At 52.2% G+C, this 14,863-nt stretch carries 15 protein-coding genes and 1 tRNA gene; 3 read left to right on the top strand and 13 right to left on the bottom strand.

What is annotated here, in order from left to right; all coding sequences use genetic code 11:
- The first annotated feature begins 20 nt into the window (after positions 1-20).
- Positions 21-596 carry a shikimate kinase gene (locus FYJ52_RS00805; RefSeq protein WP_154575362.1) on the top strand — a complete coding sequence of 192 codons (576 nt, stop codon included), beginning with the start codon at positions 21-23 and terminating at the stop codon, positions 594-596.
- A 58-nt stretch (positions 597-654) separates the two neighbouring features.
- Here FYJ52_RS00805 and FYJ52_RS00800 read toward each other — a convergent pair.
- The 5 genes from FYJ52_RS00800 to FYJ52_RS00780 all read right to left on the bottom strand — a co-directional run bounded on the left by FYJ52_RS00800 (position 655) and on the right by FYJ52_RS00780 (position 5,325).
- A tRNA-Leu gene (locus FYJ52_RS00800) sits at positions 655-741 on the bottom strand.
- A 110-nt stretch (positions 742-851) separates the two neighbouring features.
- Positions 852-2,195, bottom strand: coding sequence for a cation:proton antiporter (locus FYJ52_RS00795; protein WP_154575361.1), 1,344 nt, complete (start codon positions 2,193-2,195; stop codon positions 852-854).
- 33 nt (positions 2,196-2,228) lie between these two features.
- Positions 2,229-3,554 carry a ClC family H(+)/Cl(-) exchange transporter gene (locus FYJ52_RS00790; RefSeq protein ID WP_154575360.1) on the bottom strand — a complete coding sequence of 442 codons (1,326 nt, stop codon included), beginning with the start codon at positions 3,552-3,554 and terminating at the stop codon, positions 2,229-2,231.
- 152 nt (positions 3,555-3,706) lie between these two features.
- Complete coding sequence (locus FYJ52_RS00785) at positions 3,707-4,873, bottom strand: aldo/keto reductase (protein WP_154575359.1); 1,167 nt, start codon at positions 4,871-4,873, stop codon at positions 3,707-3,709.
- Positions 4,874-4,887: 14 nt separating this feature from the next.
- A complete protein-coding gene (locus tag FYJ52_RS00780; RefSeq protein WP_205960716.1) occupies positions 4,888-5,325 on the bottom strand; it encodes a PaaI family thioesterase in 438 nt (145 codons plus the stop codon).
- An 82-nt stretch (positions 5,326-5,407) separates the two neighbouring features.
- Between FYJ52_RS00780 and FYJ52_RS00775 the strand changes: the two genes are divergently transcribed.
- Complete coding sequence (locus FYJ52_RS00775; protein ID WP_154575357.1) at positions 5,408-6,082, top strand: HAD family hydrolase; 675 nt, start codon at positions 5,408-5,410, stop codon at positions 6,080-6,082.
- Here FYJ52_RS00775 and FYJ52_RS00770 read toward each other — a convergent pair.
- The 5 genes from FYJ52_RS00770 to FYJ52_RS00750 all read right to left on the bottom strand — a co-directional run bounded on the left by FYJ52_RS00770 (position 6,068) and on the right by FYJ52_RS00750 (position 10,166).
- On the bottom strand, positions 6,068-6,736 hold the full coding sequence (locus FYJ52_RS00770) for a GDSL-type esterase/lipase family protein (protein WP_154575356.1): 669 nt from the start codon (positions 6,734-6,736) through the stop codon (positions 6,068-6,070). The two genes, FYJ52_RS00775 and FYJ52_RS00770, sit on opposite strands and share 15 nt — an antisense overlap.
- A gap of 24 nt (positions 6,737-6,760) precedes the next feature.
- On the bottom strand, positions 6,761-7,291 hold the full coding sequence (locus tag FYJ52_RS00765) for a macro domain-containing protein (RefSeq protein ID WP_154575355.1): 531 nt from the start codon (positions 7,289-7,291) through the stop codon (positions 6,761-6,763).
- An 82-nt stretch (positions 7,292-7,373) separates the two neighbouring features.
- On the bottom strand, positions 7,374-8,423 hold the full coding sequence (locus tag FYJ52_RS00760) for an NUDIX domain-containing protein (RefSeq protein ID WP_235901451.1): 1,050 nt from the start codon (positions 8,421-8,423) through the stop codon (positions 7,374-7,376).
- Between the two features lie 12 nt (positions 8,424-8,435).
- Complete coding sequence (mnmA, locus tag FYJ52_RS00755) at positions 8,436-9,545, bottom strand: tRNA 2-thiouridine(34) synthase MnmA (protein ID WP_154575354.1); 1,110 nt, start codon at positions 9,543-9,545, stop codon at positions 8,436-8,438.
- 18 nt (positions 9,546-9,563) lie between these two features.
- The gene (locus FYJ52_RS00750) at positions 9,564-10,166 is read right to left on the bottom strand and encodes an HdeD family acid-resistance protein (protein ID WP_154575353.1); all 603 of its coding nucleotides are present in this window, start codon (positions 10,164-10,166) and stop codon (positions 9,564-9,566) included.
- Between the two features lie 116 nt (positions 10,167-10,282).
- On the opposite strand from FYJ52_RS00750, the gene pepD reads away from it, so the two are divergent.
- On the top strand, positions 10,283-11,716 hold the full coding sequence (gene pepD, locus FYJ52_RS00745) for a beta-Ala-His dipeptidase (RefSeq protein WP_154575352.1): 1,434 nt from the start codon (positions 10,283-10,285) through the stop codon (positions 11,714-11,716).
- 77 nt (positions 11,717-11,793) lie between these two features.
- Here the strand turns inward: pepD and FYJ52_RS00740 are convergent, their stop codons facing one another.
- The 3 genes from FYJ52_RS00740 to era are packed head-to-tail and all read right to left on the bottom strand — an operon-like array spanning position 11,794 to position 14,855.
- A complete protein-coding gene (locus tag FYJ52_RS00740) occupies positions 11,794-13,170 on the bottom strand; it encodes a tripartite tricarboxylate transporter TctB family protein (RefSeq protein WP_154575351.1) in 1,377 nt (458 codons plus the stop codon).
- A 23-nt stretch (positions 13,171-13,193) separates the two neighbouring features.
- Positions 13,194-13,949, bottom strand: coding sequence for a DNA repair protein RecO (recO, locus tag FYJ52_RS00735; protein WP_154575350.1), 756 nt, complete (start codon positions 13,947-13,949; stop codon positions 13,194-13,196).
- A complete protein-coding gene (gene era / locus FYJ52_RS00730) occupies positions 13,950-14,855 on the bottom strand; it encodes a GTPase Era (RefSeq protein ID WP_328598732.1) in 906 nt (301 codons plus the stop codon).
- Positions 14,856-14,863 lie beyond the last annotated feature (8 nt).

Here is a 14,863-nt window from a genome sequence, read left to right as displayed (position 1 = left end):
AACAGGAGGCCATTATTCATATGACTATGCCAAAAAATATTGCCTTGATCGGCTACATGGGCGTCGGCAAAACGACCGTCGGACGGGCATTATCCCATGAACTCCATTACGGATTCTACGATACCGATGCCATAATTGCTCAGAGCACAGGCAAAACCATTGAAAAGATTTTTGAAGAAGACGGCGAACCAGCATTCCGTGAAATGGAAACCCAGACTTTGAAGGATGTATTAAATGCGTCTCATCCGGCTGGCTGTGTCATCGCCTGCGGCGGCGGCCTGCCCCTCTCCGAAGAAAACCGTCAGCTGTTAAAAGATAATTGTTTCACCGTTGAGCTGATCTGCGCCGACGACATCCTCGCTGACCGCATCGAAAAAGACGGTGCCGATATCCGTCCGCTTCTCGCCGACGCACCCTCTCACGACGATCTCGTCAAGAAAATCGGCGAAATGAAAGCCAAACGCAAAGCCTATTACGACGCCGCATCGGATATCAAAACCGAAACCGATGTGCTATCTCTAGAAGATGTGCTCGATTCCATTGCGCTGTTCGCTGAAATGTGGCAGGACCGCCAGGAACGTATCGCACAGTTGTAAATTTTATACAAAATAAAAAAGTGTTTCTGAAAAATCAGAAACACTTTTATTTTTTATCTGGTGCCGAAGGTGGGATTCGAACCCACACGGTATCGCTACCAACGGATTTTGAGTCCGCCAAGTCTGCCAATTCCATCACTTCGGCATTGCTGACTCGATTATAATAACAAAGACACGCAAAAAAAGCAAGTGCTTTTTTAAAAACTGCGTCAAAAAACTCCGACCGAAAGGCCGGAGTTTTGAATGTCTGTGTGATTATCGCGTGTGCTTCGAATCCTTGGCATCGTCTGGAAGACCATTTCCGCTTTCCTGCATCGCATTGATGTTTTCGTAGGTTCGCGCCAGATTGTTTTCCACATCTATATGATCTACATCGACTGCTGCAGCCTGCGCAGCCAGTCCCTGGGGCGTGTATTTCATCGTTCGGGCAAATACAGATTTAAGCATGATCGGCGTGACGATTGTCGTAATGATGACAACCAGAATAACCGGTCCGATAAAGGCATTAGAAATCAGTCCAAGGGACTGGCCCTTGCTTGCAACGATCAAAGCCACTTCTCCTCTGGAAATCATCCCGACGCCGATGCGCAGACTTTGATATTTTTTGTAATGGCAAACCAGCGCGCCAGCGCCGCAGCCGATGATTTTCGTCACAATGGCGACCACCACAAGAATGACCGAGAACATAACCACCGTTGCGTTCATTGACGGCAGATCCACTTCCAAACCGATACTCGCGAAGAAAATCGGTGAGAGGTAGAGATAAGAGAGCGTGCTGAATCGATTGGCCACGTATTCGCGTTTGGGCGTCATTGAGATGACTAACCCCGCAATAAAAGCCCCTGTAATATCGGCTACGCCAAAGAATTTTTCAGCGCAGTAGGAAATCAGCAGGCAAAAAACGAAAGCGATGATCGTGTGACGTCTCAGGCCCTTTTCCGATTTCTGCGTCCACCAGCGGAAAAATTTCAGGAAGAAGAAACCCGCTACACCGGCAAAGACGAAAAAGCCGACGATCTTGAGCAGCACCATCACAATCGACACCGACGTATCCGCCATAGACGTCACAATCGTCAATGCAATAATGCCGAGCACGTCGTCGATGATCGCAGCGCCGAGAATTGCATTGCCCGAATGGGTGTTGAGTTTGCCGATTTCCTTAAGGGTTTCGACGGTGATGGAAACCGAAGTCGCCGTCAGAATGACCCCGATGAACAGGTTCTGCAGATACACCGGTGTCGACAGCCCAGAGCTCATCATGCCGGGGCGATTGAAATACTGAGCGACAAAGTAGCCCCCGATCAACGGCACAATGACACCGATCAGCGCAATGACAAAAGATGCTTTCCCCGTTCGCTTCAATTCTTGAACATCCGTTTCAAGCCCTGCGGTGAACATCAGTACAATCACACCGATTTCCGCTGAATCTTTAATAAACTGCGTTTCGGAAATGACATTGAGCATTGCCGGTCCTAAAATCAGTCCAGCCAAAAGCGCGCCAACCACCTGCGGCATTTGGACCCGCTTAGTTAAAAGGCCCAATACCTTTGTCGACAATAGTATGAGTGCCAAATCTAAGAGAAACTTATAGCCTTGCATCGATTACCTCCATTTGCCTTTCTTGAATTGTCTTTATTCGCTGATGATGTGATGCTGAATCAGCAAATTCTGCATCCCAGCTTCGTACATGGGTTCTGTTTTCATCATCGACGAGACGACCTCGGCTACGGTGACAACAATACCGAAATAAATTAAATGACTGAAACTGCCGGTCAATTCACACGCCAGTGCAACAGCCGTCAGCGGCGTTCTCACAATCGCCGCAAAGTATCCGGCCATGGCGAGGATGACAAAGTTATTAATCAACATGGCGTCCAGGCCGAGAACGCGCACAGCCAAATGGCCGTACAGCCCACCGACGAAAGCGCCTAACACGATCATCGGCGCCAGTGACCCGCCTGGCGATTTTGAAGTGAAGCACAGCATCGAATATGCAAATTTCACCGCCAAAAGCAATGCAATCATCCGCACTGCGATTTCTCCCTGAACCAGCTGCTCCAAGATCAGATGTCCGTCCCCGAGCACGCCCGGAAGTGTCAATCCCAAAACGCCAGCCAGCAAAAAGGGAATGACCGGTTCAGTATTTTCAGGAAGGGATAATTTGTCGTAGAACTTCTTTGCGATGTGTATGGACCGGTAAAAGATCTGCCCTGTCACCCCGCAGATCACCCCGAGCGCGATCACGAAGCCCACCGTTGAAAGCGGTAGAAACAGATCGAGGGGAACGGCAAACACCGGACTCATTCCAAAAAATACTTTTGAGACAAAATCCGCTGTGACCGAAGCGATCAACGCGGTGAACAGAAGATTCACCGAATACTCCGCGTTAAAGGTTTCAAGGGCAAACATTACGCCGGTCAGTGGACAGTTAAATGCGGCGGACAGCCCGGCACTGGCGCCGCAGGTGATCAAATAATGCTCAGCTTTTTTGCCGCGGTGAGTCACTCTGGACAGTCCCTTGCCGGCCATCGCCCCCAGCTGAACCGACGGACCTTCCCGCCCAAGGGACAATCCGCCGGCCATTGTAAGCAGGCAGCCAATAAATTTGCCGATGAGCACCTTAATCCAATCCATGTCGAAATAGCCTTGCACTTCGCCGCGAACTTCTGAGATACCCGAGCCTGCAGTAAACGGCTCCCAGGTGATGATTTTGCGGACCAGAAAGGCCAAGACCAGGAGCGCGAAAAAATAGACGACAATAAGCGGGATATTGGTCGCATGGGCCAGCATAAAGGCCTGACTCCCCTGGAATAGTGTACTCGCAGAACGGTAAACAACAGAAACGCCGCCGGCGATCAAACCGACAAGCAAGCCACCCGCTGTACTTTTCAGGATCAGCTTTCTTTGATAGCGTCCTTTGGTCGCCACCAATTTCGGTTTTCTCTTCCTCGTCGGCATTTTTTTCCTCCATTCTTTTACTTTATCTAGTTTAACATAATTTATTTTAAATGTTTAACCATTCATTTAAAATTCTTTCAAATTATTCAGATTATTGCAGTCATTTTTATTTTAAAAAAACAAGCCCCGAAATTTGGAGCTTGTCCTAATTTTTACACAGTTTCTTTCGCGGCCTGAAATCTGTCGTTTTGAAGCAGCTCATCGGTGAACTTTTTCATCACTTCGGAAATCTTGATATTCTGCGGACAGACCTTTTCACAGCTGTGGCAGGCAATACAGTCACAGGGAAGATGCCCTTCCCCCATCGTCGACAAGCGCATCGGTGCGATAAACCCGCCTCCAGTGAAATGCTGTTCGTTGTAAAGCGCGATCAATTTTGGAATATCGAGACCCTTCGGACAATGCTCAACACAATAATGACAGGCTGTGCACGGTACTTCTTCTTTTTCAATCATTTCACGTGCAATCTGCTGAAGCGCGTTCCATTCTTCTTCATTCAGCGGTTTTTCATCGGAGAACATCGCGCAGTTGCGTTCCAGCTGGCCGAGGGTGCTCATTCCAGAGAGGATGAGTTTGACCTCCGGAATGGTCTGCAAGAAGCGGAATCCCCATTCTGCTGCCGAGACTTCCGGACGAAGCGCCTCGAGCTTGGCCATGGCCTCGTCTGACAGCTGAGCCAGCTTGCCGCCGCGCAGGGGCTCCATGACCCAGATGGGCAGATCGAATTCCCGTGCCAGTGCCACCTTGTCCTTGGCGTCTTGGAACGTCCAGTCGATCCAGTTTAACTGAATCTGCATGAATTCTAAATCGTCGCCGTAAGCTTCGAGGAAGCGTTTAATCGTTGGCAGTTCGCCGTGCGCAGAAAATCCCAGATGCCGGATACGGCCGCTGCGCCGCTGTTCGACCAAATAATCCCGTACGCCGTATTTTGGATCTAAGTAAAAATCAATGTTACTTTCGTTGACGTTGTGGAATAAATAAAAATCAAAATATTTCGTCCGACATTTTTTGAGCTGTTCCTCAAAAATTTCGCGGACCTTCGGGAAATTCGTCGTGTCGTATCCCGGAAATTTGGACGCTAAGAAATAACTGTCCCGGGGATAATTGATCAACACATTTCCAAAAAACTTTTCGGATTTTCCGTGGTGATAACCCCAGGCCGTGTCGAAATAATTGATCCCCGCGCGAATCGCGGAATCGACCATCTCAGCGCCCTTTAAGCCATCGATTCTGGCGTCGTCGCCGTCAATGACCGGCAGCCGCATCCCGCCGAATCCCAACGCCGATAAGGAAACGTTTTGGAAATTTTGATAGAGCATATTTTCCTCTCCTTTCAGTATTTCATCTTCATTTTCGCGTAATCAAACAAGCCGCAGGCAATTTCAGTACCTTCTTCGTCATAAATGCTGATGTCCACAACAATGACACGCTTGCCCGCTTTCTTTTCCCGCGCGACAGCCGTCAATTTTTTGCAGTCGATGGCCGGACGCATGAATTGAAGATCGCCGCACAGCGTCGCCACCCGCTGCCCATGGGAGGAGGCACAGGCGCCGCCGGCATTATCTGCCAAGGTATAAAGGCAGCCGCCGTGCACAGAATGATTTAAATTAAAGTGCTTGGGCGCAAGGACCAGTTCCGTTTCCGCGTAACCTTTTTTGATAACCGTTCCCCGAATGCCCATTTCGTTGGAAAACGCATTTTCCTGGTTCCGGATCTCAAGAATTTTTTTGAGTTCCTGGATATCGACTTGATTTTCTTTTGAAGTTTTCATAATAAGCCCTACTTTATTCAGTTTTTTTGATAAACTATTTGTATCTACCATACCGCAAAAGATTAAGAAAGAAAAGAAAATCATGAAAAAGAAAATAAATTTAAATGGTCTCACCGGCGCGGTTCTAGATGTGGACGGCACATTGCTCGACACCATGCCTATCTGGCACGACGTCGGTGCCCGCGTTTTGAGTACACTCGGCATCACACCAGAGCCTGGACTCGGGGAGCTGCTGTTTGACATGACCCTCGATCAAAGCAGCGCTTATCTCAAAGAACACTACCGCTTAAGTTTGTCCATCGATGCCATTCAGCAGGCGATCTTGAACGAAATCGCCGCCTTCTACCGAAAGGAAGCGCCGCTCAAGCCCGGCGCCCTGAACTTTGTGCAGACCCTTGCGGCGCAGATGCCCCTTGCTGTGGCTTCTGTCGGCGATCGGGCGCTGATCCGCGCAGCCTTTTCGCGCTTGAATATCCTAGATTGCTTCGCTGCCATTCTCACCGATCAGGATCCGGCAATCCGCGCCGGCAAATCTTCTCCGAAAATTTTTCTTGCTGCCGCTGAGGCCATTCATTCAAAACCCTCGTCAACCCTTGTCGTCGAAGATAACCTGACCGCCCTCACAACCGCGCACACCGCGGGCTTTCCAACGCTTGCAGTCTACGATCCGGCCAATCAAAGCGACTGGCCGCAAATCGTGTGTATTACAGATGCAGCCGTCCGCTCCCTTGAAGGCGTTTGTTTAAATCAAATTTAGAGCCACTTGCCCCATCGCCTGGCCAAGCTGCTGCTGGCTTTTCTCAGTCAAATGAATATAATCGACCTGACCCGTTTCAGCAACTTCGCCTGCGTCAAAGAAGTGAACGTTTTTCGCTTCAGCCAGTCTGCGGTACGCCGCTCTGAGCTTTCGGCTTTTCTTTGCAAAACCGTCAAGCGTCGTCTCGCCTAGGGCCGAACAATAGCCGCCCAAAAAAGCGTCCGCCGGCGCGTCCACCTCTCTGCCGATCTGCGGCGGCGCCATCAAAAGAATCTGTGACCCGTCCGTCCACCAATTGGAGGCGGCCGCTTCGTCGATGAGATCGGCCATTCGGCCGGTCACACATTCGACTGAGTCCGGCCTTAAAACATCGTTGCTGCCCAGCATAACAAACAGCCAGTCGAAAAGCGCGTATCCGCGCATTGACGTCGTAAATAAATCCACTCCGTGGCCGTAATAATCCGGGTAAAGAATCGTCGACAGCGTCCGCCCTGGAAAACCGGCGTTGACGACGTCGACCGTCTTTCCCGCAGCGCTGAGCCGCTCCGCCATGACTTCTGGCCATCGATGCGCCGCGTCGTAGCGACCGCTGCCCCCCATCCGCGGATCGTAGCCATAGGTATTGGAATCCCCATAACAAATGATTTTCGTCATTGCTTTGTTCCTTGATAAATCTTATTAATACGGATGATCCATTAAATACTGCCAATAAGCTTCGTAAACCACCGGGATAATGCCGATGACAAATACGATAATGGAATAATCCGGGTTGAGGCGCAGCCAGCTCCGGATGGTTTCGATGGCCAGCGGTGCCGCTTTCTCAATGGGAAAGCCTCCTCCGCCGCAGCTGATAGCCGGAATGACGACTTGGTGGATGTCCTTTTCTTTGACCATCTCGAGAATATTCAGATAACACGCCGCCAAATCCTTGATATCTTCAGGCTTTCCAGTATACTGCGGACCGACTGTAAAGATGATATGGTCGGCATCACTTTGAAAACCATCTGTCATGGCGACTTCACCGACGTTTAAATGACCGATTTCGCGGCAAGCCTCGACGAGTTTTCGTCCACCGGCTTTCTGTACAGCCTGATCGGTCAAGCCCTTTCCTGAAAGCTGCGGATCCGTGGGCGAGACGATGCAGGGCACCGCCAATTCCGCCACACTGCCTCGGCGGACGACGATTCTACCGATTGGATTCTTCTTCATTTCTACCGCCACCTTTCCATTTTCTATTCATTATAGCGAATCCCGACTGTATCTTCTGCTAAAGTCTTTGCCATTTCCCGTATTATTTCAGAAAATCACGGGCAGACAGTGCATCTGCCACCATATCGAACTCATCGGCATAAATACAATTGGGAATACGGCCATCCCGGATACCGGACGCCGCTTCATCGAAATCGAACCATTTGACCGACTCAACCTCGGAGGCCTGGAGGTTGAAGTCAGCGGCGTCAAAAGCTTTGGTGCACAGGTACACCGTGCTCAGCTCCTGATCAACGAAGGGCTTACCGTGAAAATGGGACGAAAAACCGGCGCGGTGCCGGCCGATTTCGACAAGATCGGAAGCTGTGAGCTTCAGTCCGAGCTCTTCTCCCACCTCGCGCACCGCCGAAGGCAGCGGCGTATCGCCGGCTGAGATGTGACCTGCCGAAGAAATATCATAGCATCCCGGGTTAGAGTCCTTGCAAGCCGCCCGCTTCTGGAGAAGCACCTGCCATTTTCCGTGATGTCGGCGCAGAATCCAAATGTGGACTGTGCCGTGAAGGCTCCCGTCTCGATGACAGACGCCCCGTTCCCGGACAATGCCAGTCGGTTGACCGTCTTCGTCTAACACATCAAACAACTCAAGGGGATGACCGTCCTGAACGGCTTCGACGAGTCCGCCCTTCCCATCGTACACCAGCTTGAGTGAAAAAAATGCCGGATCTTCAAGGATCAATCGAAAAAAGATTCGGTCGCCTTCCCAGAGATTGAGATTTAAGATCTGATCCTTGTCGACCCATTTGAGCACCCCTTCGTTGCAGGGATGAGGGGTTCCCGAAAAATCATCCGCTGTAAACAGGTGCATGTATTCTGTCACGCCGTCGCCTGAAACAAAGGTCACGATTCCCTGAAACTGCCAGCGCTTTAACGTCAGTCCCGTTTCTTCCCACACCTCGCGCAGCAGACATTCTTCAGGGCTTTCATCGGCTTCAAAATGGCCGCCGACGCCGATCCACTTGCCGTGATTCACGTCGTGATCTTTTTTCACGCGGTGGAGCATCAAAATCTTGTGTGTCGCCGGGTCCTCGATGTAGACAAGGGTCGACAGATTTGCGTGCATGTCTTTTGCCATAGCCGCCTCCAATCAATGGGTTTGGATACGGCCGTCAAGCTTGGTGATCGCGTCGATGGTGCCGCCGCCGAGACAGACCTCGCCGTCGTACAGCACCACCTCCTGGCCCGGTGTCACAGCGCGCTGCGGCTGATCAAAGCGGACTTCAATGTGTTCCGCGTCGTTAACGGTAACCGCAACGCCCTGATCAGGCTGGCGGTACCGAAACTTCGCCTGACATTTGAATTGTTTGTCTGACGGCGGAACATCCGCAACCCAACTCATCTTCGACGCGGTCAATGCCTTCGAGTAAAGTGCCGGATGGCTGTCGCCCTGCACGACGTAAAGGGTGTTGGTGGATAAATCCTTTTCGACGACAAACCAAGGCTCGCCCGTCCCCTGTCCGCCAATGCCGAGGCCGCGCCGCTGCCCCAATGTGTAGTACATCAGGCCATTGTGACGGCCTTTGACGTTGCCGTCCAAATCCTTGATTAGCCCGGGCGCGTTGGCCATGTACTGATGTAAAAACTGTCCAAAATTGCGCTCGCCGATGAAGCAAATCCCCGTGGAATCCTTTTTACCGGCTGTAGATAAATCGTACGCCTCGGCGAGACGGCGCACTTCGCGCTTGTCGAGATGGCCGATCGGAAAGAGTGTCTTCGACAATTGCGCCTGCCCCAGCTGGCAGAGGAAATACGTTTGATCTTTGTTGCCGTCTGCCCCCTTAAGCATTTCGTAACGGCCGGTGGTTTCATTTTTCCGAATCTGGGCGTAATGCCCCGTTGCCAGTTTATCGGCCCCGGCCACTTTCATCGCGTAGTCGAGGAAAGCCTTGAATTTAATTTCTTTGTTGCACAAAACGTCCGGGTTCGGCGTCCGTCCGCGCTTGTATTCATCTAAAAAATCCTGAAAGACACGGTCCTGATATTCTTTTTCAAAGTTGACTGTATAATACGGAATGCCGATTTTTTCGCAGACGCGCCGCACATCTTCGTAATCCTCCGTTGCGGTGCAGACCCCGTTTTCGTCGGTTTCATCCCAGTTTTTCATAAAAATGCCGATCACTTCGTGCCCGGCCTGCTTCAAGAGCAGCGCCGCCACAGAGGAATCGACACCGCCGGACATCCCTACTACAATTTTCATAATACACTTGCTCCCGTCTTATTCAATCGTGTAATCGTCGTAGCCTTTTTCATCTTCTGCGATTTTCTTTTCGGTTTTACGCATGTCCGTAGAACGATTCAACAGGTAGCCGCCAAAAACGATAATCATCACAGCGAATACCAGCACGAGCACGTTGGCCGTATGGCCCGGACTGATGCCGGCAAAAAGTCCAAAGGCGATCAAAAGGATGCCGACAACCGTCCGGCTCGTCAACCGCTGCGGGCCGCGGTTTTGAACGAGCATACCGATTCCGGAAATAAACGCCCAAATCGCAACTAAGAAAATGAAAATGCTTAAGAAAAAGCCCGGCATCAGTGCTAGGAAAAAGCCGAGAATCAAATTCGCCAAGGCCTGTCCGGAAATTAATATCCCCGCGATCGGATCGCGCAGGCTCAAAATCAAGTAGAAAAAGCCGACAATCAGCCGTTCGATCCCGACCAGGCGGATCAAAATCGTCAAGGTCCGAAAACCGGGCACAGCCGCAATCACAATGCCCACCGCGATCATCAAAATCCCTTCGATAAACATCATCCACCAGTGGCCGAATAAGCGATCGAAAAAGCTCAAACTCTGCTTTTGATCTTTATTTGTTGAAAACATTGAATTTCTCCCATAATTTAAATTTCCTTTATTATATGAAAAATAGGGGGTAAAAGCAAGCAGGCGCGGCGCGCATTTGATATAATAGCCGAAATGAATTGAAGGGAGGGATCAAGATGTCTGATCCACTTAAAAATTTAAAACCTGAACATTTATTCAAGCATTTTAAAGCCATCGCGGACATTCCTCACGGCTCTTACCATACAGAAAAGCTTTCGGACGCCATCCTGGCCTTCGCTGAAGAAAAGCACCTGGACGCCACGCGAGATGGCGCCGGCAACGTCGTCATTACCGTTCCGGCCAGCCCTGGCCACGAGGGCGCCGCGCCGGTCATTCTTCAAGGGCATCTGGACATGGTGACCGTCGCAAAACCCGGCGTCATTCACGATTTCAACAGCGATCCGATCACCCTTGTCGTCAAAGGCGACGACCTTTACGCCGACGGCACCACACTCGGCGCCGACGACGGTGCAGGTGTTGCCATGGCGCTGGCCCTGCTCGACGAGCCGGACCTCGTTCATCCAAAACTGTACCTCGTTTTCACGACGGAAGAAGAAGTCGGCATGGACGGCGCTTACGCGTTGAATTACAAGCAATTTGCCGACGCCCGCTCTATGATCAACCTCGACTCCGAAGACGAAGGCACGGCGACGATCGGCTGTGCCGGCGGCACCCACATGACCAGCACACTGCCGATCCGCCGCGTTAAAGCCAAGGGCCTCGCGGCAGTGCTGTCTGTTTCGGGTCTGGCCGGCGGCCACTCCGGCGACGAAGTCGACTGCTTCGGCTTAAACGCCGTCAAGGTGCTTGCCGACGCGCTCTGTACCATCGCGAAGGATATCGATTTCTCCATCGTCGATTTTAAGGGCGGCGAACGCGATAACGCGATCCCGACCTCGGCAGAAGCGCGCCTGCTCATCGCGCCGGGCGAACGGGTGACCCTCGACCAAATGGTCAATACCCTGCAGCAGACTTTTCGCGCCATCGCCGGAGAACGGGATCAAAATCTGACGTTCACCCTCGACTTTCCAGAGCCCGAATCGGTTGAAGCGGCTGTCCTTGACCCGGATTCTGAAAATCGTGTGCTCGGTGCCCTTGCCGCAGCACCCTGCGGCGTCGTCGCGATGAACCGTTCGGTCGCCGGCGCGGTCAATACTTCCCTCAACCTTGGCGTCGCCGCAACAGAGGACAAGATTTTGTCTCTGATCTTTCTCGTCAGAAGCGACCGCGACACCGCCCGAGATATCATCTGCGAACGGGTAACCCGTCTCATCGATCTGCTCGGCGGCACAACCGAAGCATCCGGTTCTTACCCCGCGTGGACTGCAGGGAAACCTCTCCCCTGCTTGACACCTTGTCCGCCATCTGGAAGGCGCAGACGGGCGAAACCCTCGTACCGCTGGTCATCCACGGCGGTCTCGAATGTTCCCTTTTCGCTAACGCGCTGCCGGATCTCGACATCGTATCCATCGGCCCGGACAATATCGACATCCACACGGCCAACGAACACATGTTCATTTCGTCGTTCCAACGGACTTACGGATTTTTAAAGGCTGCTGTCGAGGCGCTGGCCTAAAATTATCAAAAAAATCTCCAATCCCTGATTTTTTCAGAGATTGGAGATTTTTTACGGAACGAGATTTGAAACCCAGTTATTGAACTGGGTGACGGCCTGTTCCAATACCGTATTGTTATCGTTGGCGGTGGTATCTGACGAATTTGTCGTATCAGAAGCCGCCGTATCGGCACTATCTGACGCGTCCGTCGAATCCGAACCGGTGTCCGGCGTGTCCTGAACATTGCTGCCGGTGGACTGGCTCGTCTGGCTTCGCAGATTGGTAAAGGTGTCGCGGTTGATTCCGGTATTCACGCCGAGAAAACCGAGCCAAACGAACAGAAAATACGCAACGCCGATCGCCGTCGCCAGCACGCGCCTGCCGCCGGTCCATCGCCTGTAATGCCAGATCAAATACAAACCCAAGGGCGGAAAAACCGCGAGCATTAAAATTAAGAACCAGGTCTTTTCTGTCAATGCCTCCCATTTTTCTCTAAGGGTTTGAGGCGCCTCGGGTTCATACCCTTCATCGTAGCCGTCTGCCTCGTTTTCATAGACCGGGTCGCCGTATGGGTCGTCGTACACAGCGCCATCTGGATCGTACCCTGCATCGTCTGCGTACCCGTCATCGTAGACACCGCCATCATCTGCTGCGTAGCCATCGTCAAAATCGTCAGCGTAGTCGTCATCCGCTGTGTAGGGATCCTCCTCAGGGTAATCGAGATACTGGGTTGCGCTTTCCGGCGTCTCATCGCCGTAATCGACCGGCGCAAAGTCCGCAGTTTGATCTTCGTAATCGTCGTAAGGGCTGTCGTCATAGAAGACCTCGTCGGCATAAGGGTCCGTATCATATGCAGCATCCGCTGCTATTTCGACATCCTGCGCGGCCTGTTGGGTTAGCGTCTGCCGGTCTCTGGCCCGCTCAAAAGGACTTTGTGCAATACGCGTTGCGTCTAAATCGAGAGGATCTTCCCGGTACACCCCCGGCGCAATACGCGTTGCGTCCAGATCAGGCGCCTTCGCCGTCTGTTCCTCCTGAGAGGCCTGGCGCCGAGCCGCCTGCGCCTTGCGGTAAGCCTGATCGAAAGCGCTCTGACCGCTGGGCTGCGCCGAGGATCTCGGGCTGCCGTTTTGGGGATGCTGTGCGTAGCTGCTCTGACTGCGCTCGGCGTTTGGATTGAGGTTGGGCCGAACATTCATCATCGCATCCGTCACACAGGATTTAAACCAGCGAAGCACTTCTTTGGAGGTCGACTCGATGTGCAAATACACCCGGCCAGCCCCCTTTTTCGACAAATCAATCAAAATATCGTCTGCCCCGTACTCCGCCAGGATCAGATGGCGGTGATTGCGCACGCGGATTCGGGTGAAATCACCCTTCTGCAGCGCTTCTATACAGCCTTCGGACCATTGTTCCAATTCGCCGGGTGCTGAAAGATTCTCTATCATGGTTGTCCTCCTTTATTTGGATTTCATTGCCTGCTGCTTTGGGCCGATAATTCTTTGTAAAATTGATAGCTCTTGGTCCGCCGACCAAGCTGTGCCGTAATGTAGCGGTCCATCAGATCGAGCCCCTGACGCACCCGTCTGTCATCCCATTTCGTGTGGCACACCGTTTTGATCGGCTCGCACATCCACCGATGCATTTCTGTGATCAAGGCGCCTTCAATCGGTACATCTCCTGGTTTTAAGCAGTCCTTGCAGACGGCCCCGCCGTCTTGAATGGAAAAACCTGAAAGCGCCTCCCTTTTGCCGCAGCGTACACAATGCGTAAGCTCTGGCCCGAGGCCTTGAATGCGCGTGAGCTTCAGCTGAAAGCAGACGGCCAGGGCCTCGTCATTTTCGGCCTGATGTTCCGACCAGTAATAAAAAATGTGCGTCACGGCCTTCAGCATTTCCGGATCGCCCTGATAAAAATCGTAGAACGCGTCCAAAAGCTCAGCGACGTAGGACGCCAGCGTCACCTTGACGATATCGCCCCGCAGGGGGTAAAAGGATTCAATCAGCGTCGCGTCGGAAATGTTCGCAAAATTCTTACCTTCAAAATACATAAAGTCACCGTAGGTAAAAAGCTGCGTGACGCTCCGCAGCGTGCCCTTGCGCCGCCTTGCGCCGCGGGCGATTGCCCGCTGCTTGCCGTATTTCTCAGTAAACAGCGTCAATAGCTTATCGTTATCCTGGTAAGGCGATTCCCGAATGACGAGGGCTTTCGTTTTAACCGAAGCCATTTAATATCGGTATCCCAGATCTTTAAGGGCCATGTCGTCCTCGCGCCACTTTTGGCGCACCTTGACCCACAGCTGCAGGTTGATCTTCTGCGACAAAAACGCTTCAATGTCCTGGCGCGCGTCGCTGCCAATAGCCTTGAGCATACTGCCCCCCTTGCCGATGACGATGCCCTTGTGGCTCTTCTTTTCGCATTGAATGTCCGCCTCGATATCCACGACGGTCTTGCCGTGTTTGCCCTTGCGCGGATGCATTTTCGTCACCTCGACTGCGATGCCGTGGGGCACCTCATCTCTCAGATGCTTGAGCGCCTTCTCCCGGATGATTTCGGAGACGATGAAGCGCTCGCTCTGATCGATGACCATATCATCGGGGAAGTACATCGGCCCTTCAGGCAAGAGCACCTTGATCCGCTCGATCAGCGACGCGACCCCGTCGCGTTTAACCGCGGAGATCGGAATGATTTCCCGGTATATGCCCTGGGATTTGGCCCGGTCGATCTTTTCGAGCAGCATTGGCTTCGAAAATTGGTCAATTTTATTGATCACGAGGATCACCGGTGTTTTCATCTTCCGTACGATGCGCTGGATGTATTGATCCTCCGGATAGCTTTTCTTTGCGGCGCCGTCCATCAAGTAAAGAACCACGTCCACATCCTCAAGGGTGTCCTTGATTGCCTGTTTCATCGCCTCGTCGAGTTTGTTCTGGGGTTGATGAATCCCCGGTGTATCCACAAAGACCATTTGGCTGGTGTCGTCCGTCCGGATGCAGCGGATGGCGTTGCGCGTGGTCTGGGGCCGCGGCGAGGTGATCACCAGCTTTTCTCCGATCAGCGCGTTGAGCAGTGTCGACTTGCCCACGTTAGGGCGGCCGATCAGCGCCACAAATCCCGATTTAAATTGATTCACATTGACCT

The organism is Pseudoramibacter porci (assembly GCF_009696145.1).
GTDB classification, from domain to species: Bacteria; Bacillota; Clostridia; order Eubacteriales; family Eubacteriaceae; genus Pseudoramibacter; species Pseudoramibacter porci.
The sequence above is the reverse complement of the archived record's forward strand: the minus strand, read 5'-3'. Positions and strand labels throughout refer to the sequence as shown.

Coding starts and splice junctions, on each gene's coding strand:
- FYJ52_RS00750 (WP_154575353.1), bottom strand. CDS start 10,166: ATGTTTTCAACAAATAAAGATCAAAAGCAGAGTTTGAGCTTTTTCGAT.
- FYJ52_RS00790 (WP_154575360.1), bottom strand. CDS start 3,554: ATGCCGACGAGGAAGAGAAAACCGAAATTGGTGGCGACCAAAGGACGC.
- FYJ52_RS00770 (WP_154575356.1), bottom strand. CDS start 6,736: ATGACGAAAATCATTTGTTATGGGGATTCCAATACCTATGGCTACGAT.
- FYJ52_RS00785 (WP_154575359.1), bottom strand. CDS start 4,873: ATGCTCTATCAAAATTTCCAAAACGTTTCCTTATCGGCGTTGGGATTC.
- recO (WP_154575350.1), bottom strand. CDS start 13,949: ATGGCTTCGGTTAAAACGAAAGCCCTCGTCATTCGGGAATCGCCTTAC.
- pepD (WP_154575352.1), top strand. CDS start 10,283: ATGTCTGATCCACTTAAAAATTTAAAACCTGAACATTTATTCAAGCAT.
- FYJ52_RS00780 (WP_205960716.1), bottom strand. CDS start 5,325: ATGAAAACTTCAAAAGAAAATCAAGTCGATATCCAGGAACTCAAAAAA.
- FYJ52_RS00805 (WP_154575362.1), top strand. CDS start 21: ATGACTATGCCAAAAAATATTGCCTTGATCGGCTACATGGGCGTCGGC.
- mnmA (WP_154575354.1), bottom strand. CDS start 9,545: ATGAAAATTGTAGTAGGGATGTCCGGCGGTGTCGATTCCTCTGTGGCG.
- FYJ52_RS00775 (WP_154575357.1), top strand. CDS start 5,408: ATGAAAAAGAAAATAAATTTAAATGGTCTCACCGGCGCGGTTCTAGAT.
- FYJ52_RS00765 (WP_154575355.1), bottom strand. CDS start 7,291: ATGAAGAAGAATCCAATCGGTAGAATCGTCGTCCGCCGAGGCAGTGTG.
- FYJ52_RS00760 (WP_235901451.1), bottom strand. CDS start 8,423: ATGGCAAAAGACATGCACGCAAATCTGTCGACCCTTGTCTACATCGAG.
- FYJ52_RS00740 (WP_154575351.1), bottom strand. CDS start 13,170: ATGATAGAGAATCTTTCAGCACCCGGCGAATTGGAACAATGGTCCGAA.
- FYJ52_RS00795 (WP_154575361.1), bottom strand. CDS start 2,195: ATGCAAGGCTATAAGTTTCTCTTAGATTTGGCACTCATACTATTGTCG.